At 45.5% G+C, this 19,056-nt stretch carries 20 protein-coding genes; 8 read left to right on the forward strand and 12 right to left on the reverse strand.

Going from position 1 to position 19,056, the window contains the following annotated elements:
• Positions 1-40: 40 nt before the first annotated feature.
• Positions 41-868 carry a DMT family transporter gene (locus BP688_RS04610; protein ID WP_290596850.1) on the reverse strand — a complete coding sequence of 276 codons (828 nt, stop codon included), beginning with the start codon at positions 866-868 and terminating at the stop codon, positions 41-43.
• Positions 869-952: 84 nt separating this feature from the next.
• On the opposite strand from BP688_RS04610, the gene BP688_RS04615 reads away from it, so the two are divergent.
• Both BP688_RS04615 and BP688_RS04620 read left to right on the forward strand, forming a co-directional pair.
• Positions 953-1,387 (forward strand): hypothetical protein, encoded by a 435-nt coding sequence (locus tag BP688_RS04615; RefSeq protein ID WP_290596851.1) that lies wholly within the window; start codon positions 953-955, stop codon positions 1,385-1,387.
• Complete coding sequence (locus BP688_RS04620) at positions 1,384-2,571, forward strand: hypothetical protein (protein ID WP_290596852.1); 1,188 nt, start codon at positions 1,384-1,386, stop codon at positions 2,569-2,571. Before BP688_RS04615 ends, BP688_RS04620 begins: the two co-directional genes overlap by 4 nt.
• Positions 2,572-2,575: 4 nt before the next feature.
• On the opposite strand, the gene BP688_RS04625 is transcribed toward BP688_RS04620, so the two are convergent.
• Genes BP688_RS04625 through BP688_RS04640 form a run of 4 tightly spaced genes read right to left on the reverse strand, consistent with a single transcriptional unit; the run spans position 2,576 to position 7,177 of the window.
• Entirely contained in the window at positions 2,576-3,709 is a 1,134-nt protein-coding gene (locus BP688_RS04625; protein WP_290596853.1) for a BMP family ABC transporter substrate-binding protein, read from the reverse strand.
• Positions 3,710-3,740: 31 nt separating this feature from the next.
• Positions 3,741-4,673 carry an ABC transporter permease gene (locus tag BP688_RS04630; RefSeq protein WP_290596854.1) on the reverse strand — a complete coding sequence of 311 codons (933 nt, stop codon included), beginning with the start codon at positions 4,671-4,673 and terminating at the stop codon, positions 3,741-3,743.
• Entirely contained in the window at positions 4,674-5,675 is a 1,002-nt protein-coding gene (locus tag BP688_RS04635) for an ABC transporter permease (protein ID WP_290623317.1), read from the reverse strand.
• Positions 5,672-7,177, reverse strand: a complete 1,506-nt coding sequence (locus tag BP688_RS04640) for an ABC transporter ATP-binding protein (RefSeq protein WP_290596856.1) — start codon at positions 7,175-7,177, stop codon at positions 5,672-5,674. Before BP688_RS04640 ends, BP688_RS04635 begins: the two co-directional genes overlap by 4 nt.
• An 88-nt stretch (positions 7,178-7,265) precedes the next feature.
• On the opposite strand from BP688_RS04640, the gene BP688_RS04645 reads away from it, so the two are divergent.
• Both BP688_RS04645 and BP688_RS04650 read left to right on the forward strand, forming a co-directional pair.
• Complete coding sequence (locus BP688_RS04645; protein ID WP_290623318.1) at positions 7,266-8,267, forward strand: adenosylhomocysteinase; 1,002 nt, start codon at positions 7,266-7,268, stop codon at positions 8,265-8,267.
• Positions 8,268-8,316: 49 nt separating this feature from the next.
• Complete coding sequence (locus BP688_RS04650) at positions 8,317-9,729, forward strand: 4-hydroxyphenylacetate 3-hydroxylase N-terminal domain-containing protein (RefSeq protein WP_290623320.1); 1,413 nt, start codon at positions 8,317-8,319, stop codon at positions 9,727-9,729.
• 9 nt (positions 9,730-9,738) lie between these two features.
• Here BP688_RS04650 and BP688_RS04655 read toward each other — a convergent pair whose 3' ends face one another.
• Positions 9,739-10,749 carry a (Fe-S)-binding protein gene (locus BP688_RS04655; protein WP_290596859.1) on the reverse strand — a complete coding sequence of 337 codons (1,011 nt, stop codon included), beginning with the start codon at positions 10,747-10,749 and terminating at the stop codon, positions 9,739-9,741.
• Positions 10,746-11,621 carry an MBL fold metallo-hydrolase gene (locus BP688_RS04660; protein ID WP_290596860.1) on the reverse strand — a complete coding sequence of 292 codons (876 nt, stop codon included), beginning with the start codon at positions 11,619-11,621 and terminating at the stop codon, positions 10,746-10,748. Before BP688_RS04660 ends, BP688_RS04655 begins: the two co-directional genes overlap by 4 nt.
• 98 nt (positions 11,622-11,719) lie before the next feature.
• Between BP688_RS04660 and BP688_RS04665 the strand changes: the two genes are divergently transcribed.
• A complete protein-coding gene (locus tag BP688_RS04665) occupies positions 11,720-12,325 on the forward strand; it encodes a helix-turn-helix domain-containing protein (RefSeq protein WP_290596861.1) in 606 nt (201 codons plus the stop codon).
• 4 nt (positions 12,326-12,329) lie between these two features.
• Here the strand turns inward: BP688_RS04665 and acs are convergent, their stop codons facing one another.
• Positions 12,330-14,318 carry an acetate--CoA ligase gene (gene acs / locus BP688_RS04670; protein WP_349677325.1) on the reverse strand — a complete coding sequence of 663 codons (1,989 nt, stop codon included), beginning with the start codon at positions 14,316-14,318 and terminating at the stop codon, positions 12,330-12,332.
• A gap of 106 nt (positions 14,319-14,424) precedes the next feature.
• Here acs and BP688_RS04675 point away from each other — a divergent pair, with 106 nt between their 5' ends.
• The 3 genes from BP688_RS04675 (at position 14,425) to BP688_RS04685 (ending at position 16,840) form a co-directional block, all read left to right on the forward strand.
• The gene (locus tag BP688_RS04675; RefSeq protein ID WP_290596863.1) at positions 14,425-14,637 is read left to right on the forward strand and encodes a TIGR00304 family membrane protein; all 213 of its coding nucleotides are present in this window, start codon (positions 14,425-14,427) and stop codon (positions 14,635-14,637) included.
• Between the two features lies 1 nt (position 14,638).
• Positions 14,639-14,932, forward strand: coding sequence for a TIGR00304 family membrane protein (locus BP688_RS04680; RefSeq protein ID WP_290596864.1), 294 nt, complete (start codon positions 14,639-14,641; stop codon positions 14,930-14,932).
• 81 nt (positions 14,933-15,013) lie between these two features.
• Positions 15,014-16,840, forward strand: a complete 1,827-nt coding sequence (locus BP688_RS04685) for an aldehyde ferredoxin oxidoreductase family protein (RefSeq protein ID WP_290624544.1) — start codon at positions 15,014-15,016, stop codon at positions 16,838-16,840.
• Between the two features lie 4 nt (positions 16,841-16,844).
• Here BP688_RS04685 and BP688_RS04690 read toward each other — a convergent pair whose 3' ends face one another.
• From BP688_RS04690 to BP688_RS04705, 4 genes are read right to left on the reverse strand one after another with little or no spacing between them, the layout of a single operon-like run.
• The gene (locus BP688_RS04690; protein WP_290596866.1) at positions 16,845-17,639 is read right to left on the reverse strand and encodes a DNA-directed RNA polymerase subunit D; all 795 of its coding nucleotides are present in this window, start codon (positions 17,637-17,639) and stop codon (positions 16,845-16,847) included.
• Positions 17,639-18,040 (reverse strand): 30S ribosomal protein S11, encoded by a 402-nt coding sequence (locus tag BP688_RS04695; protein WP_290596867.1) that lies wholly within the window; start codon positions 18,038-18,040, stop codon positions 17,639-17,641. The genes BP688_RS04690 and BP688_RS04695 overlap by 1 nt, the downstream gene beginning before the upstream one ends.
• On the reverse strand, positions 18,040-18,564 hold the full coding sequence (gene rpsD / locus BP688_RS04700; protein WP_290596868.1) for a 30S ribosomal protein S4: 525 nt from the start codon (positions 18,562-18,564) through the stop codon (positions 18,040-18,042). Before rpsD ends, BP688_RS04695 begins: the two co-directional genes overlap by 1 nt.
• A 4-nt stretch (positions 18,565-18,568) precedes the next feature.
• Positions 18,569-19,009: a 30S ribosomal protein S13 gene (locus BP688_RS04705; RefSeq protein WP_290596869.1), complete on the reverse strand. Its 441-nt coding sequence runs from the start codon at positions 19,007-19,009 to the stop codon at positions 18,569-18,571.
• Between the last annotated feature and the right edge of the window lie 47 nt (positions 19,010-19,056).

Below are 19,056 nucleotides of genomic sequence, written 5' to 3' on the forward strand. Positions count from 1 at the left end.
TTATGCTTTTCTCAATCCTTTGTTGAATCAAGCTCGAACATCAACCCTTTAAGACCATGTATACCCCAAGAAGGATCGTCATCGCACCAGCAAAGGTCAGTACAGTAAGTTCCTCATCGAGAAGTAAACTGCCTGCAATAAGAGAAACGACAGGGATGGTGAGCAGAAATATTGACGCCTTTGAAGCCTCTTCCCTCTCTAAAAAGTAGTACCAACCCATGTAGCCCAGATACGTGGAGAAGAATCCGAGAAAGAGGATAGAAGTTATGGTGTTAGGATTGCTCAATATCTCAGCAAGAGATGAAGGAAGAAATGGGATTAGGGGGATTGAGCCGAGAAGCATTGTGTAGCTTGTCAGAGTTACTGCATCGTATTTCTCCATCAGTTTCTTACCCAGTGTCGTGTAAATTGCTGCTGCGATTGCACTCGCAAGAACAATTAGGATTCCAAAAATATTGCCTGAAGAAGGTTTGGAGATTAGTGCAACACCTGCAAAGGCAACACCTGTGCCGATAATTTTCAGCGCTGTAATTCTCTCATTCAAAAACATCCAAGACAGTATTAAGACGAAGACCGGAGCGAGTGAGATTATGAGGCTTGCGACACCTGATGAAACGTAAATCTCACCGATATTAAGACAGATGTGGTAAACTGAGACACCAAACACACCGAGTACAAGTGTCATTGGCAGGTCTCTTGACTGAACTCTTCTTCCACTAAGTATGCTTAGAAGAAATAGAGTATCGGCCACAGCAAATCTCAATGTAGCAATGGAAATCGGACTGATGAAGGCAACAGCGTACTTTATAGCCGTGAAGGCAAGACCCCAGAAGATTATCGTTGCTGTGAGCACTACCCATTTGAACATTATCCTTGATATCCGGTAGGGTTATTTTTTCTTCCGGTTAAGAACTCTAAAAACATTTTTATATGACATTTCACTCAGCATTTTATGAAAATTTTAAAATACTTGCTGGCGCTTGTTTTTCTCTTTGTAATTGTAAAGCTGACAGGCTTTGCCATTCTTGAAACACTTTCTGACTATAGAACGGGTGATGGAAAAGAAACTGATTTTGGGCTAACAAACAATCTTCGTGAGCTGGGTGTAAATGTATACAGTGTGAGAATCGAATCAAACGGTGCGAGAAAGATAGTTGTTGACTATGAACCGCAGTTCAGGGGTGGAGACAACGAGATGCTGATGGACTATGGGATCATTATCGGGTATATTTATGCTGAAAAAGACTTTGATGTGCTTATAATAAACAACTATTTCGACGGTTATGAGGTTCTGACTGTTTATATCTCCTATTCGGCAATCTACAGCTATATTCATGGAGAAATGTCTGTTGATGATTTTAAGGAGTCGTGGGAGGTATATACATGAGGCTGTGTATTCTCGTAGCCATCATTTTACTCGTGGCTCCAGTATCTGCTGTGTGTGAGGGGGAAAAGGCAGAATATGAAAGGGCATATTCGGAATACAACGCCAATCCAACCAAGGAGACACATGACGCTCTTTCAGCTGCATACCTGCGGTATGTAAACTGTGTTTCCAGTGAGGAGGTTGTAGAAGTAACTGAAACTGCTACAGAAACAGCTGAGGAGGATGAGATACCTGCGGAATGTAGAGACGAATTTGAGGCATATCAAAGAGCATTTATCGAAGCCCAAAGCACATATGATATAGAGGAGAGGACTAAAAAAGAGGAGGAACTTTTGGCGACTCAGACGAATTACTACAATTGCGTGTATGGCTACCATGGTGAAACAAAGGGAACAGCAGTAACAACTCCGGAGGAGGTAGAAGAGACAACTGAAAAGACTCCAGGGAGGATAAAGGAGGCTATAAGAATCCATGAAAACCTTGTTGTTATTTCCCAGCCTACGGATGAAGTTGTAGATCAGAAGTTCCTTGAGATTATGGAAGAACTTGAGAAAGAGCTTGAAGATTACAGTCAATCCAATTCTGATCCGGAGGTTATGGATAGAATTATCGAGGCTGTTGACGGGTTGATGGATAGGGAGATGCAGATAAAGGAGATCACAGCAAACAGAGACGTTGAAACTCAGCATCTCATTGAAGAAATTGTTAACAGCACTCCAGAATCTGAAAAATCGCTTGTTGAAGAAATACTTTATCTTGCCCTTGAAAAAACCAAAGAAAAGGCTGTTGAGAGCACTGAGACATATTTGAAGGATGAACTGAGGAAAAGAGGTTATGAAACGCTTGTTTCAAAGGTTGAGAAGTTTGAGGAGTGGAACAGCAAAGTCAATGATTATCTCTCAAAGGCTGTTGAACTGAAGGAATTTAAGGATGAGATTGATGATATCAGCAAACTTCACAAGGATGGAGAAATCACAAAGGAGGATTCGAGAATTCTGAAAGCTGCAATAGCGTTGAAAAAATGTGTTTCGTGGTTAACTTCCAAGATACCTATCATAGGAGATTCTATGTCCGAAGTTTACACCAAATCCCTCGATGCCGGGATAAAAACAGGTGTGATGTTTGCAAAGCACAAAAAAGGAGTAAATGAGGTCATAGAATGTCTTGAAACCAACACATGTTAAAAAATTATTCAGAAGCCGCGGGAATTTCTCCCACGACGTTGTCAACAAAGAAGTTCATTGAAAGCAGTTCCTCGTCAGTCATTACCTCTCCTTCAGCCTTAACGAGATTGCCCTGCTGGTCGTAGATTGGACCTACAAACGGATACTGCTCAGCCACTTCTCCACTGAGGTATTTCTCCTTCTCTTCTTCGACCATCTTTCTCACGTCTTCCGGAACAGCATCGTTGAATGGTGCAATGCCAACAACGCCCCTGTCTATGCCCCACCAGATTTCTTCGCTCTTCCATGTTCCCTGCATTACCTGCTCAATGATGTAGGAGTAAATCACACTCCAGTTCCACACTGCAGCGGTCAAATGGGCATTGGGTGCGAACTTGGACATGTCACTGTGGTATCCTATGGAGTAAGCACCTCTCTCCTCTGCAGCCTGCTGTGCTGCCGGAGAATCCTGATGCTGGGCTATAACGTCACAACCCTCATCGAGCAGGCTTATTGCTGCCTCCTTTTCCTTAGCAGGGTCATACCATGTTCCCGTCCAGACAACGTAAACCTTCGCTTCCGGGTTTACCTTCTTAACACCAAGGGCAAAGGCGTTAATTCCTCTGATAACCTCTGGAATTGGGTGGGCGGCAACATAGCCAATTTTGTTCGTCTTCGTCATTGCTCCTGCCACAATTCCAGTCAGATAGCGGGCTTGATACATCCTGCCGAAGTAAGTTCCGACATTTTCAGCGGTCTTGTAACCGCTGCAGTGCTCGAAGATTGTGTCAGGGAAGTCCTTGGCAACTGTAATGGTGGCATCCATGAATCCGAAGGATGTTGTGAAGATTACATCATAACCCTGCTCAGCATACTCTCTTATTACCCTCTCGTCATCTCCTCCTTCGGCAACATTTTCGGTGTAGGCCGTCTTAATGCCGTACTTTTTCTCTATAAATTGCCTTCCTTGATCATGCATGTATGTCCAGCCAGCATCTCCAATGGGGCTTACGTAAACGAATGCAGCTTTAATCTCTTTTTTCTCTTCAGGGGTGGTAGCGGGTGTTGTTACCTGCTTTCCCTCCTCACCTGCGCATCCTGCTAACAATCCGGCAGCTAAAACTGCCAATATAATGAGAACCAGAAACTTAGCCTTCATGTTTTCTGCCAAGTCACAAATGAGATAAACTTTACTGTTTTCTTCCCCTGATGTATGGGACTCCAAGAGATGCAGGTGCTCCAAAGGCAGCCCTTTTCCTTATGACGCTGAATAGCAGCACGACGATGGTTACAACGTAAGGCACCATCCTCATCAGGTGGTATGAAATGCCAACTCCAGTGGCTTGAAGTTTGAATGAAAGGACATCTAACCCGCCGAAGAGGTAGGCGCCGAGCACTGCCCTTTGTGGCATCCAGCCGCTGAAAATGACTAAAGCGAGACAAATCCATCCCCTTCCTGCAGTCATTCCCTCGGTCCACAGTTTTGCGTAGGCCAGGCTGAGGTAAGCTCCCCCAATACCAACCAAAAAACCTCCAATCAATGTGCTGATGTATCTGATTCTATCTACATCAACTCCAACGCTATCTGCTGCTTCTGGGTTTTCCCCTGCTGCAATTATCTCCAAGCCATACCTCGTTTTGAAGAGTAAAAACCAGAGGACAGCAGCAAGGATTACAGCAATGTAGGCGAGAGGATCATGGGTGAACAATATTTCACCAACATACGGTAAACTGGAAAGATACGGAATGTGGATGGGGTTAATGTAAACAGCTACCTCTCCAATATAGCTTCTACCAAAGAAACCTGTGATTCCGAGGCCGAGAAGAACGATCATCAGGCCTGTAATGGGTTGATTTGCCTTTAAAGTTATGGAAAAGAAAGCGTGAATAAAAGCCAGTGCCATACCTGCAAATCCCGCAAAAAGCACTCCGAGCCATGGATTGCCTGTGAGTATGCTCACCGCAAACCCCGTAAAGGCTCCGGTTATCATTATCCCCTCGATTCCAAGATTCAGTATTCCGCTTCTTTCGGTTAAAGTCTCACCAAGCGTGGCGTAGAGTAAAGGTGTCCCGGCCCTTATCGAGGATGCCAAGAGCGATGCTATGAATCCCGCGTCAACCATTTAGTCTCCCCTCCTGAGCGACTGTCCACCAATTATGAAAAGCACTATCAGAGCCTGAAAAACATAGACTATTGCTACCGGAACGGAATAAGTAGTTTGGAGGGCTGATCCACCAACGTAGAGGAATCCAAAGAGTGATGCGGAGAGTATGACCAACAACGGGTTTCCAGATGCAAGCAGCGCTACAGGAATTCCTGCATATCCGTATCCAGTGGAGATGGCTGGCCTCAATCTCAGCTGTATTCCGCTAACCTCAATCATCCCGGCAATTCCTGCAAGCATTCCTCCGAGAAGCATAGAATAAAAAATTATTTTCTGTCTGCTTATCCCTGCATAATCAGCAGCTCTTGGATTTGCACCTACAACTCTTACGGCAAAGCCGAAGTCTGTCCTTTTCAGAATGTGGTAGATTGCGATTGCAATAAGGATGGCAATCAAAAAGCCGAGGTGAAGGCGGGTGCCAAAAAACCTTGGGAGAGTTGCAGCATCTGGAAAGAGATCGGTATAGGGGAAGTTGTAGACCTCCTTACCCCTCATCGGCCCGTAAACCATATATTCTACCCAGTATATTGCCACGTAATTCAGAAGGAGCGTGGAAATAATCTCGTTAAGGTCGAACTTTGCCTTTAGAAATGCTGGAATTGCAGCCCATCCCATACCGAAGATTGCTCCAGCAGCCATCATTAATGGAATCACAAGAAACTCCGGGAGGTTGATATAGAGTGCAACAACACTCGCTGCAAAGGCACCCATGTAAAGCTGCCCTTCTGCGCCAATGTTCCATAACCCTGCTCTCAGGGGAATTGCAACAGCCAAGCCTGTGAGGATGAGCGGTGTTGTTTTCACACAAAGTTCAGCCAGACCAAATTTGGATGCAAAAGACCGAGAAAACATCACGATATAGGCTTCAAGGGGATTTATCCCCATAACAGCAAGCATCACCCCAACAACGGCAAGGGATGCGACTATCGAAATCACTGGCGCTAAGTAGTTCCACCTCATACTGCAACCTCCAGACCACCAGCCATTAAATAGCCAACTCTCTCGTAATCTGCTTCCTTTCTCTCCATAATTCCTCTTATCTCTCCCTCGAATATCACTGCAATCCTATCGCTTATCTGGAAAATTTCATCTAAATCTTCAGATATCAGAAGAACAGCGCAACCCTTGGCGGCACTTTCAACGAGTCTCCTTCTCACGTAGTCTATCCCGGCGACATCAAGTCCCCTTGTGGGTTGAGATGCTATTATTAATCTTGGACTTCTGGATAGTTCTCTTGCGAGGATCAAACGCTGAATGTTTCCACCAGAAAGTGTGCTTGCAGGAGAGTGGAGAGAAGGGGTTTTTACTGAGAATTCCTCTATCAGTTCCTTTGCCCTCTCCTCCATTTTTTCGTAATCCAGTACCAAACCCTTTCTATACTTTTTGAAGTCCTTTAGCATCAGATTTTCGAGAACGGAGAGGGAAGGGGCTAAACCAACACCGATTCTATCTTCCGGGACATAAGCTATTTCATTTCTCTTTTCCACTCCGAGTTTGGTTATATCCTTCCCGTCGAGCAGTATTTTTCCCCTTGCAGGAGTTCTGAGTCCTGCTATAGCCTCCTCAAGCTCCTTCTGACCATTGCCCGAAACCCCTGCGATTCCAAAAATTTCGCCCTCTCTAATGGAAAAACTCACACCCTTTACTGCAAAGCCACCTCTATCATCTTTAACCCATAAATCCTCAACTCTCAGCACTTCTCTACCAAACTCAACTTCTGGTTTGGCTACATCCATCACCACGTCCCTTCCCACCATCATTCTTGCAAGCTCACGTTCGCTCGTCTCAGCTGTGATGACCGTTCCCACGTTCTTTCCTTTTCTCAACACCGTTATTCTGTCCGTAACCTTCAAAGCCTCCTTGAGCTTGTGTGTGATGAATATAATCGTTAGACCGCTCTTCGTCATGGATTTGAGGGCATAAAAAAGGCTGTCAACTTCTTGAGGAGTGAGAACCGCAGTGGGCTCATCCAGAATGAGAAGCTTGACATCCCTGAAAAGAGCTTTCAGAATCTCAACCCTCTGCTCCTCACCAACGCTAAGGTTCATTACAACCTCATACAGAGCTATGTCAATCCCGTATTTCTCTGATAGCTTCTCAACCTTACTCTCTACCCATTTGTGGTTTATCAGTGGATCAGAGGGGGTTCGATAGCCAAGGATTACATTCTGGAGAACGTTCATTCTCGGCACGAGCATGAAATGCTGGTGAACCATACCTATACCTGCTGAAATCGCATCTCTGGGACTCTTGAATCTCACTTTTCTACCCTCAAAGATTATCTCTCCCTCATCAGGCTGGTAGATTCCGTAAAGAACATTCATTAAAGTGGTTTTTCCAGCTCCGTTCTCACCCAGAAGTCCGTGTATTTCTCCCTTTCTGACTTTGAGGTTAACGTGGTCGTTGGCAACAACATCTCCAAATCTCTTTACGATGTTTCTCATTTCAAGTATGGCTTCCAACCGCTACCACCCCATGTCGAGAGGCTATGGTGAGCCTTACCTCTGAACTTTTAAAGTCTTTCAGTCATACACATATCTGGTGTGGTATATGCTCTCCGTTGATTGGTATTATGAAAGAATGAAGCTTGTAAAGACCTTTGCAAAGGAAATCGAGGTTGAAGAGGTTGCAGTGTGCATACCTCTCGAATACAAGAGCGCATGTCTCATTTACGAACTTTCGAAATACACGAGCGTAATTCCAGTGCAGCTTGACAGGCACTCGACGAAAGAAGAAGCCGTAAAATGGCTTGAGGAGAGGGGTGTTAATGTTCTCAGAAAGAGAGACGCTCTAAATGCTGAATACTTCCTCGACTGTGCAGCTGTACTTTCGAGAATCGCAGCAAAATATGGTAGGAAGGAGTTGAAGGTTGTAGAGTTGACTAAAACAGGTGAACATTATCTGAAGACTTTGAAGATCAAAATAAAAGCAGTGTCTCTTGATTCTTCCACTCTAAAGGGTGTCGGAGAGAATACTTACGGCACTGCCTTCGGGCTACTCGATGCCCTTTTGAGGCTGAACGTATTTTTACCTGGAAAGAAAGTCAAGATAATTGGATTTGGACGAGTTGGAAAGGGGTGTGCCCGATTGCTTAAGTCTCTGGGCTGTAAAGTGAGTGTATGGGATAAATCTGAACAGAGGGTCATTGAGGCTATATATGAGGGCTTTGAAGTCTCAGATGAACTTGATTCGGACATTATCGTAACGTGCACCGGAAGCGCGGGATGCATAGGGGCGAAGGAGATTGCCAGAATACAGGATGGCAGCATACTAATCAATCTTGGAGCCGAGATGGAGATAGAACCTGCTGGAGAGATGGTTAAAGATTATGGCTGTGTGAAAAAGTATACTATTGGGCAGAAGAGCTATTATCTTGTCTCTGATGGCTACGCCGCAAATCTCGCAGTGGGTAGCGGAACACCGATTGAGGTGATGGACAGAACATTTTCAGCGGCAATTCTGGCTTTAAACTACCTGAAGCGTGAAGATTTCGAGGGAGTCAGACCCCTTCCCAGTGGCATCGAAAGTTCAATTATTTTAGAAACAAAATAGCAATTTTTTTAAAGATTTTGTGTTAATAAGAATAAAAGAGGTGGTTTTGATGATTGGTTCTCCAGAAGAGTATATTGAGCGACTTAGGGGATATAAAAGGGATATTTACGTGTTGGGGAAGAAGGTTGACAATTTTGTTGACCATCCGAATATCAGACCGACTGTTAACGCCTTTGCCTACACCTACGAACTGGCAAAAACAAGAGAGGAATTCTCTCCATACTCTGATCTTGTAGGAGAGAGGGTAAACAGGCTGAATTATGTAAACAAGAATCCTGAAGACCTTACTGCGAGATATGAGTATCAGAGAGAGCTCAGCAAGAGAATTGCAACCTGCAATTATCGCTGCACGGGTTGTGATGCCATAAATGCCATTTATCCGGCAACAAAGGCTCTGGACGAGAGAGAAGGAACAGATTACCATCAGAGATTTTTGAAATTGCTTAAAGAGATTCAGAAGAAGGACTACTCCTGCACGGCTGCACTGACAGATGTTAAGGGTGACAGAAGTAAAAGGCCGGCAGATCAGAGAGATATGTTTATCCATGTTGTCGAAAAGAGAGAGGATGGAATAGTCGTCAGTGGGGCTAAAATTTCTCAGAGTGGAGCTTTTGCTGCCGATGTCAACTTTGTCCTACCCACACAGACATTTAAGCAGGGTGAGGAAGAGTTTGCAATTGTCTTCGCAGTTACACCTGAGGATGAGGGTGTGAGATATGTGATTCAGAATACCGGTGTTCAGGCGAAGCAGAGAGAAGGTGGGGAATTTGAGCCGGGAAATGCAAAATATGGGGACAGAACAACATGCATGGTGGTTTTTGATAACGTCTTTGTACCGTGGGAGAGGGTGTTTGTTTTTGAGGACTTGAAGGCAACGAGAGATGTGCTTAACTACTTTGCAGCTTCACACAGGTGTGTTGGGGCTGCATGTAAGGCAGGTTTCATAGATTCTATGGCTGGAGCGGCAAGTCTGATGCTGAAGGCGAACGGGCTTGAGGGAGTGGCAGTTTTGCAGCAGAGAATTGCGGAGATGGTCGCAGTGAGTGAGGGAGCCTTTGGAATTGCTGTTGGAGCCGCAACTAAGGGTTATGAAGCCAAAGGTAGCTGGCAGCCAAACCCACTCATGGCGAATGCTGGAAAGGTCATAGGTGTCGAGGGATTCACAAAGTCTCTCGTTAATCTGATAGATATCTCAGGTGGGATAATTGGTACCTCGCCCTCTGAATTTGATATGGAGGGGGAGCTTGGGGATAAGCTGTTAAATTATCTTAAAGCAAGCGAAAAATTCACCGCAGAGCAGAGAATGAAGATTGCGAAGTTTATTGAATTCTGGGCAACATCGTCACACTTTGTCGGAGCTATTCACGGAGGAGGGTCTCCCTCTGCTGCACTGATCACTCTAAGGTTTATGATGGATGTTGAAGACAAGGAGAAGGCTGTTAAGGATTGCTTGGATATTTGATTTTTTATTTTAAAGAGTGGGCTCCTCTCCAATCGCCATCCTGCAGAGTTCGCTAACCATTATTGGTATCAATCCCTTTGCCCTGACCTTTTCTGCCAGAGTTGTGTGACACATTGGGCAGTTGAAAACCACGTGCGTTGCTCCCGAATTCGCCATATCATCGAGATTTTTCTTTTGAAGCTCCTCTGATTTCTCTGGCTCCTTTGAGAGGACAAAGGGAGCACCGCAGCATAATGCCCTTTCTCTGTCATACTCTCTATCCACCCTTTCGACCCCAATCAGTTCGAATATCTTGTCAAGAGTCTTATCCGTTTCAGGGATAAATCTGTTGGAACAGTTCCGCTGATATACCACCTTAAGCCCAAGTGGTTTCACTTCCATGTCCTTAAGCCGATTGTAGAGATAATCGAAGAGATGTACGAATTTAAAGGGTACTTTGATCCCATATGCCTCAGCGAAGGATTTATAGAAGGCGTAGCACTCGTCGTGATAGAGCACGATTTCATCTGCACCGAGCTTTTGCAAGTTCTTTATGGTTCTCTCAGCTCTATCCTTTACCACTGAAATCATGCCGTAATGGAGATAGAGCATGTTGCAGAAGACATGCCTCCCCCTTATCACTTCAAAACCTTCGAACAGTCCTCCTCTAATCAGTTCTTTCACTTCAGGAAATAGGCAGATGTGGACGAACTTTCCTCCTACTTTTTTCGGGATAAATTCTCCCTCGACATCATACCTCTGCAGAAGGGCTCTTCTGTTTTCGTCATCTATTTTCTTAACACCCAAGCTTTCTTGGAGTTCAGCCATCCGGTAGAAGGGATGATTTCCGAATTCACAGTATTCTTCGCAACCGTAGCATGTGTAACATTCCTCAAGAACCTTACTATACTCTCCCAGAGCAATTTTCACTCTCTCTTCCCTTGCAGACTCAAAATCGTAGTTCAGGTTTATACATTTTGTAAGACAGCTGTAGGTACTGCAATTTAGGCACAGATCAGGGTTAAATTTGAGTTCGCTCATCTGACTACCCCTCTTTTAGCTGCGTCAAGCATGCCAGTGGCTGAGGTGTAGATGAAACTCAGGGCGACTGGCTTTTCACTCAGCATCTGAAAGAGCTTCTCCACGTCCTCATCCGTCTTTCTAAGCCTTTCAACAAACTCTTCAACTCCTCCTGCTTCGCCCATTTCCTTTGCAATCTCCATCCACATCTCTATTTTTTCAAGAGACTTCAAGATTGGCCAGCTTCCCTCAACAACGCCAAAGTGGGTGAAGGCTACGCACTCTACATCAAGCTTCATGAGCCTTCTCAGAGTTTTCACAGCAGATTCTGGATCGAAAGGTGGTGGAGTCAGCGGGAAGACGATATCTTCAAAGCACATTCCCACTGCATCCGCTGGAAATAGCACTTTGGAATCGAGGAGATAGTAAACGAGCATGTGGGGTGCGTGACCGGGGGCATGGAATACCTTGAGTGTATCCTCGCCCAAATCAAACTCCTGCCCATCCTCCACTGCAATAACCCTGCTCTCATCTACGCTCTCAGGTTTTCCGTAGACTTCCGCCACCTCACCCAGAACTGTCTTTGAAGCCTGCCAGAGTTTCTCTGGATTAACCACATGCCTAACACCTTTCGGATGGACTATGATTTTGGCATCAAGGGTTTTTGCAAGCTTAGCCGCCCCTCCCCCGTGATCAATGTGTATGTGCGTCGGGCATATATACTCGACATTCCAGTCTTTGTCAATCTCCTTGAGGATTATATCCGCTCCTTTAGCCGTTCCGGGGTCTATTATTGCTGCTATATCGTGTTTTACAGCATATGATGAGATAACTCCTGGCTCTATGTATTTGAGGGTGTCAATAAGATATATTTGCGGTAAAACCTCTTCCATAAGCTGAGAGTAAATTAATAATTGAAAAAAGTTTCTAATCTCCTCGGAAGGTCCGGCACTTTCGACAGTTTTATTTTTCTCTAAGGCGGATTTGAGCTATGCTCCATGTCCAGATAAAAACTAAGCTTCCAGAGGACTGCACACTCGGAACACTGAAAGAGCTCATGAAAGATGCTGTGATGAGGGTGGAGGGGCTGACTAAGGTTGACTCCAGCGTAAAGGGGCTGGTGAGGGTTAAAGCCCAGAAGGTGGATAGTATAATTTCTAATCTTCCCTCCTACTGTGAAGGTGTAACTCTTTCCTCAAAGGAGGCGAAAGTGCTCATGAGGGAGCACACATGTCTTGTCTCAGTTCCAATACTCGAATCGGGATGCATAATTACGGGTGTTGAACTTGAAGAAAACAGCATCCTGTGGAGCATTACATGCGATGATGAGTCCTTTCTAACTTTACTTTCAAAACTTGAAGATGCAAAGGTTGAGTTCGACATTTTATACAAGGGGAAGCCCGACGACAGGAGTGAGATTACCTATAGAGAAGAAGAAATTCTAAAAATAGCCCTTGAGATGGGATATTTTGACTTTCCAAAGAAAGTAAAGCTCGAAGAGCTTGCAGCGATTGTTGGAATAGCCCCTTCAACACTTTCCGAAATTCTCAGGAGGGGACAGAAAAAGATACTTGAAAGATATTTTAAAGAAAAATAATAAATTATTTCTGCTCTCTCTCAGCCTGCTCTATAGTCTGCTCCACCAGCACGAGAGCTTCCGGATTCATCAGAGTTGATGTATCACCAATTCTCTCTCCCGTCAGCTTCGCTCTAACGAGTCTTCGCATTATCTTTCCGCTCCTCGTTTTCGGTAGGTCTGGGACGAAAAATATCTCATCTGGGCGCGCAATCTTTCCGATTTCCTTGGCAACGTGCTCTCTGAGCTCATTCTTCAGCTCTTCAGAAGGCTGATAGCCCCTTCTGAGGACGACAAAGGCCACTATCGCCTCTCCCTTCACCTCATGCGGCTTTCCAACCACTGCAGCTTCACTTACCGCAGGATGACTCACCAATGCAGACTCAACCTCACTGTTACCAATTCTATGACCAGCAACGTTGAGCACATCATCCAGTCTCCCCTGAATCCAGAAGTAGCCATCTTCATCTACCCTTGCAGCGTCCCCAGTTAAATATACATCCCTGAACTTCTCCCAGTAGGTCTTGAAGTATCTCTCCGGATTCTTCCACACACCTCTCAGCATTCCCGGCCATGGCTTCTTTATGACGAGGTAACCTCCGACGTTCCTGCCATAGAGCGAGTTACCGTCGTCGTCAAACACGTCAACATCAATCCCCGGGAAGGGCTTTGTGGCTGAACCGGGTTTAAGCGGTGTAACTGGCAGAGGGGTTATAATGAAGTGTCCAGTCTCTGTCTGCCACCATGTGTCCATGATGGGGCAGCGCTCATTGCCAATGTTCTTATAGTACCAGTACCACGCCTCAGGATTTATCGGTTCTCCAACACTGCCCAACAAGCGTAAACTGCTTAAGTCATACTTCTTAACCCACTCCTCACCGAGACGCATGAACATCCTTATAGCTGTTGGAGCTGTGTAAAAAACCGTCACTCCGTATCTCTCGATCATCTCCCACCATCTTCCTGCATCTGGAAAATCGGGGGCTCCACAGTATAGAACGGTTGTGGCTCCGAGAATGAGCGGTGCATAGACGATGTAGCTGTGTCCCGTAATCCAGCCTATGTCTGCTGTACACCAGTAAACGTCATCCTCTTTCAAGTCCATCACGAACTTGAGAGTGGCAGCAGTGCCAACTGCATAGCCACCATGGGCGTGAATAACACCCTTTGGCTTTCCTGTTGTGCCGGATGTATAGAGGATGAAGAGTGTGTCGTTGGCATCCATCACCTCCGTCTCACACTCCTTCGGTTGACCATTAACGACATCATCCCACCACACATCCCTGCCTTCCTGCATCGGCACGTTTAAGCCAATCCTCCTCACAACCACAACCTTCTCAACGCTTGACGCACCTTCCAGAGCCTTGTCGGCATCCTCCTTCAGGTGGACTATGCTCCCCCTTCTGTAAAAGCCATCAGCCGTAATCAGGAGCTTTGCCTCAGCATCGTTTATTCTATCCCTCAAAGCCATTGGGCTGAAGCCCGAAAAGACATCGGTATGAATAGCGCCTATCTTGGCGCAGGCAAGCATAGCTATCGGCAGTTCGGGCAACATCGGAAGGTAGATTGCAACTCTGTCCCCCTTCCTCACACCAAGCTCTTTCAGAGCGTTTGCAAACTTATTCACTTCTCTGTAAAGCTCTCCGTAGGTTATCTTTCTAACTTCCCCATTTTCGCCTTCCCAGATGTAGGCGATCTTGTTCTTTCTCAACTTCGCCTGCTTGTCAACCGCATCGTGCACGATATTGTATTTAGCCCCTACAAACCACTTCGCGTAGGGCGAGTCCCACTCCAGAACTTTCTTGGGCTCCTCAAACCACCCTATTCCGACTTCCTTTGCCATCTCACTCCAGAACCATTCTATGTCAGAGAGTGCCCTTTTCCTGAGTTCGTCCTCATCTTTTATGCCGTGTTTGTCCATAAACTGCTTTATGTTTGATTTTTCCACAAGCTCCTTAGGTGGGCGAAAAACTCTCTCCTCCCTGAGGAGGGACTCTAAGCCGGGCATGTTCATATCACCGGCATCTAAATAGTTCTCATAGGCATATAATAATTTTTGAGTTTTTCAACATCTTCTAAAACCAAAATTTTTTATCTACTTTGACCTCAACTATATGCACATGAATCCGTTCAAAGTCTTCACAGGATTCGTTATCCTGATGCTTGGAGTTTCATTGCTTTTTCTAAGCTCGATCCAGACCAATACGGAGTATGGGGGAGTAATAATAATCGGCCCGTTCCCGATTGTGTTCGCATCAAACCCAGATATCGCGACCTTTGTGATCCTCATAGCGATTATCTTCGTTCTTTTACCTTTGCTGTGGAGGTGGTAGTTTGATCGCAATTCTCGCTGCCGTCATAATAATCCTTGGGCTCTATCTTATCTTCACCGGACTGCGAGAGGAAATTGAAATTCGTGAGGCATTTAGAGAATATGAGGATTATGAGGCTGACAAGTTGGTTGAGGATCAAATCAAGAAGGAAAAAAGGGTAAAGGGTGGTGGGGTTATATTAATTGGTCCCATCCCTATCGTATTTGGTGACAGTAAATATGCAGTCATTTCGTTAATTCTTGCGATTGTTCTCATGCTCCTTTCCATTGCTTTACTCCTTCTCATGCAGGTATAGCGATATGCATGAATGAGCATATCATAAACTATTTATCCTTACAAATTGATTAGATTTGGTGATAGTGTGGTTGGAGGATATATGGGAAAGATTTTGAAAGTGAATTTAAGTGACGGTACCATAAAAGAAATATCACTTGACGAAGAACTCGCAAAAAAGTATCTTGGAGGGAAAGGATACGCTGTAAGGCTCTTTTACGATTATATCAGAGAGTATGAAAAACTTGGCATCGCTCCCGAAGACATTGACCCCTTCGGGGAATACAATGTCCTGATCTTCGCAACAGGTCCCGCAACTGGTGTTACGGGTTTTCCAGAGTCTGGGAGATACCACGTAATGACGCTCAGAAGTCCGCTTACTGGCGGGATAGGCTCGGCGAACAGCGGAGGTAGATTTGGGCCGTATATGAAATTTGCAGGTTATGATATGCTTATTTTCGAGGGTAGAAGTGAAGACCCAGTTTACCTTGAGATCGTTGATGGTAGTGCTGAGATTAAGTGTGCAAAAGACCTGTGGGGTAAGAACACCTTTGACACTACAAGGATACTCTCAGATAGAGTTGGTGGAGATTGTAGCGTAGCTTGCATCGGTCCTGCAGGCGAGAACCTCGTCCACTTTGCGTGCATAATCAACGAAGAGCACAGAGCTGCTGGAAGGACAGGTGTGGGGGCGGTGATGGGCTCAAAGAATTTAAAGGCGATTGTTGTTAAGGGCAAAGAAAGACCGGAAATAGCCAAGCCAGATGAATTCAAGGAGGCATCAAAAGCCGCGATGGATAAGGTGAAGCAGAATCCAGTAACTGGAGAGGGTTTGCCGAAATATGGGACTGCTGTACTTGTCAACGTGATAAACAATGCTGGGGCACTTCCCTACAAGAACTGGCAGGAAGCTTACCACGAAAAGGCGGATGATATTAGCGGTGAAACGATGGAAGCCAAATATCTCAGAAAGCGTGTTGCATGCTGGGGCTGCGCGATTGGATGTGGAAGGGCTACGGAAGTAAAGACTGGCCCCTTCAAGGTGCTGAACACGGAAGGGCCTGAATACGAGTCAATCTGGTCTCTTGGAAATGACACAGCGGTCATTAACCTCGAAGCCATCATCAAAGCGAACCACTTCTGCGACGAACTCGGTTTGGATACAATCACCATGGGGGCAACGATAGCCTGTGCAATGGAGCTTTACGAGAAGGGATACGTTAAGGATGAAGACTTACAGGGACTCGATCTGTCCTTTGGAAATGATGCAGCGATGGTTGAGGCAGTATGGAGAACAGCCTATAAATCTGGCTTCGGTAAATACTTAGCTCTCGGAAGCAAAAGATTGGCGGAAATATTCGGTGCTCCTGATTTATCAATGAGTGTCAAAGGACTGGAAATGCCTGCATACGACCCGAGAGGAATTAAAGGGATAGGTCTGAATTATGCTACTGCAAACAGAGGGGGTTGTCATGTTACAGGCTACACGGTCTCGCCGGAGATTATTGGACTGCCGGAGAAGGTTGATCCGCTCACATATGAAGGTAAGGCTGCATGGGTTAAAGCCTTCCAGGACTTCACGTGTGTGGTCAACTCAGCGGTAAACTGTCTGTTTACCACCTTTGCCTTGGGTGCTGACGACTATGCTGTGCTGCTCTCTAATGTTACGGGATGGGATTTGAACACTGAAGAGGTAATGAAGATTGGAGAGAGAATCTACAACCTCGAAAGGGTTATCATAAACAAGTATGGCTTTGATGCCAAGGATGACACTCTGCCAAAGAGATTGCTTCAAGAACCACTCAAAGAGGGGCCGGCTAAGGGGCAAGTTGTCGAACTTGACAAAATGAAGGAAGAGTACTACCAGCTAAGAGGATGGGTTGACGGAAGACCAACAGAAGAAAAGCTGAAGGAGCTGGAAATACCTTAAATTTTTACTGAATTTCTTCAATTATTTTGTTCATCTCCTCTGCTTTGCTTCTCAGAATTTCCAGTGCTTTCCTCATCACAACTCTTAGGGGTAAAGCCCCGGTGGCTTCAACCGTAAAAAGGAAGTTGTTGGTCTCATTGACCTTTATAGCATTCTGTTCGCAGACTTTGATACATTCCATGCAGAGGGAACAGTTCAGCACATCTTTAACTGCGATTTTGTCTCCCCCGGCTTCCAATACGTCTCTCGGACATGCCTCTATGCAATCCTTACACAGGGTGCAGTCCTCGGTAATCTCTATCTCAGGGATTATCTTATACGCACACACTGACACTGGTTGGAACTTTGCGTGCTCTCTCCCTGTCCCAAGCCTTGCAACTGCCTCCAACATCAGCTGTTGACCTTCAAAAAGTTCGAGGACAGGAATGTTGTCTATCGCAAAGACGATTTCTGGGTCATCACTTATGAAGTCCTCTGAATAGACGACCTTAGGACCCTCAACGTTCAGCCTGAAGGAAATCTGGCAGTTCGGGCAACCTTCACCACCACACACACACTCGTTCTGCATGTTGAATTTCTCGAGGTCTGTTTTTATCGGAAGCATTCCGAGGCGATGGGCTAAAATCTCGTCATACAGGTAGCTTGAGTTCACATAGAAGTCAACGTAGTCAACAGCGAGCGTTGGAACCTCAGCTTTCATCGCCCTCCTGAAGGAGTTGGCTAAGGCTGGTGAAACGTTTTTGAGAATAAATCTGATTTTAAAGTCACTTTCTTCCAGAATTTCAATTTTGGGCTTCATCAAACTCTCCTGCCCCTCTTTCCACCCGGAGGTCTCGTACCATCATGCGGGATTGGAGTAACATCCTCAATTCTACCAATCTTAAGTCCTGCCCTTGCAAGCGCTCTTATTGCTGCCTGAGCTCCCGGTCCTGGCGTTGTGTGTTTGTTTCCACCGGGCGCTCTAACCTTTATGTGGACACCTTCAATTCCCTTCTCTTTTGCAACTGCAGCAGCTCTAAGGGCAGCTTGCATTGCCGTGTATGGGTTTCCTTCATCCCTGTCGGCTTTCACAATCATACCACCGCTTATCCTCGTAATGGTCTCACTTCCAGTTATATCTGTTATCGTGATAATGGTGTTGTTGTAGGATGAAAAGATGTGAGCAATACCCCACTTACCCCCTTTTTTCTTCTCAGCCATCATACCACCTCAGTTTCAGTTTTTGCAAGAGGAGAATTCTTATATAGCGATATTTTACTCTCAAGGTCTCTCGTAACAATAAAGCTTGGAGACGTAACTCTCCTACCGTCAACTGCTACATGACCATGGGTTATGAACTGCCTCGCCTGGCGTATAGTCCTCGCAATTCCCTGTCTGTAAACCATAGTCTGAAGTCTTCTTTCAAGGAAGTCTTCTACGGAGAGATTGAGAATGTCGTCAAGAGTTGCGTTCTCAGGTAGAATCCCCATCTTGTAGAGTTTTCTGATAACTGTCTGCGCCTTTGCCTTTGCGATTTCACCCTCTTTTCCCGGAAGGTCTATCTCCGCCAAGAGGTCTCTTGCAACTCTTCTATACTTTCTCAAAATGTTCTGGAACCTCCAGAGCTCTCTCTTGTTCCTCAGCCCGTATTTTATAACGAGCTGCACTTCCTTTTCAAGCCTCGCCTTATCCCATGGATGTGTTGGGGTTGTGTATTTCTTTCTATGCCTCTTTGGATCGCCCATAAAATCACCTCTTCCTCCTTATAACCCCAACGGTTCTACCGAATCTTCCAGTGGACCTTGTCCTCTGTCCCCTAACTTTCTTTCCTTTAGCATGCCTGATTCCTCGATAGCACTTCATCTTGATCATTCTCTCAATATCGAGCATTCTCGCAAAATCAACATCTTTCGAGAATAGGTGTAGATCTTTCCCTGTATGTGGGTCTTTCCTTCTGTTGAGCAGCCATGATGGCAAAGACTCTATATTTTCCTCTATGAAGCTTTTAACCTTCTGTATCGTCTCGTCGTCAAGTTCTCCGAGTTTTGCCCTTCCGTCTACTCCCAGTTCGTTGACTATGCATCTCGCTGCCCTCAACCCAATTCCCTTTATCCCGGTTAGAGCGAACATTAAGCTCTTATTTCCGTCAAGGTCCGTATCGGCAATTCTCACGATATGCTTGAACGTCATAACATCACCGCTAAGAAAACGGACTCCTTTAAGGATATTTAAAGGTT

The sequence above is a fragment of the Archaeoglobus sp. UBA230 genome (assembly GCA_002507545.1).
Classification (GTDB): Archaea; Halobacteriota; Archaeoglobi; order Archaeoglobales; family Archaeoglobaceae; genus Archaeoglobus.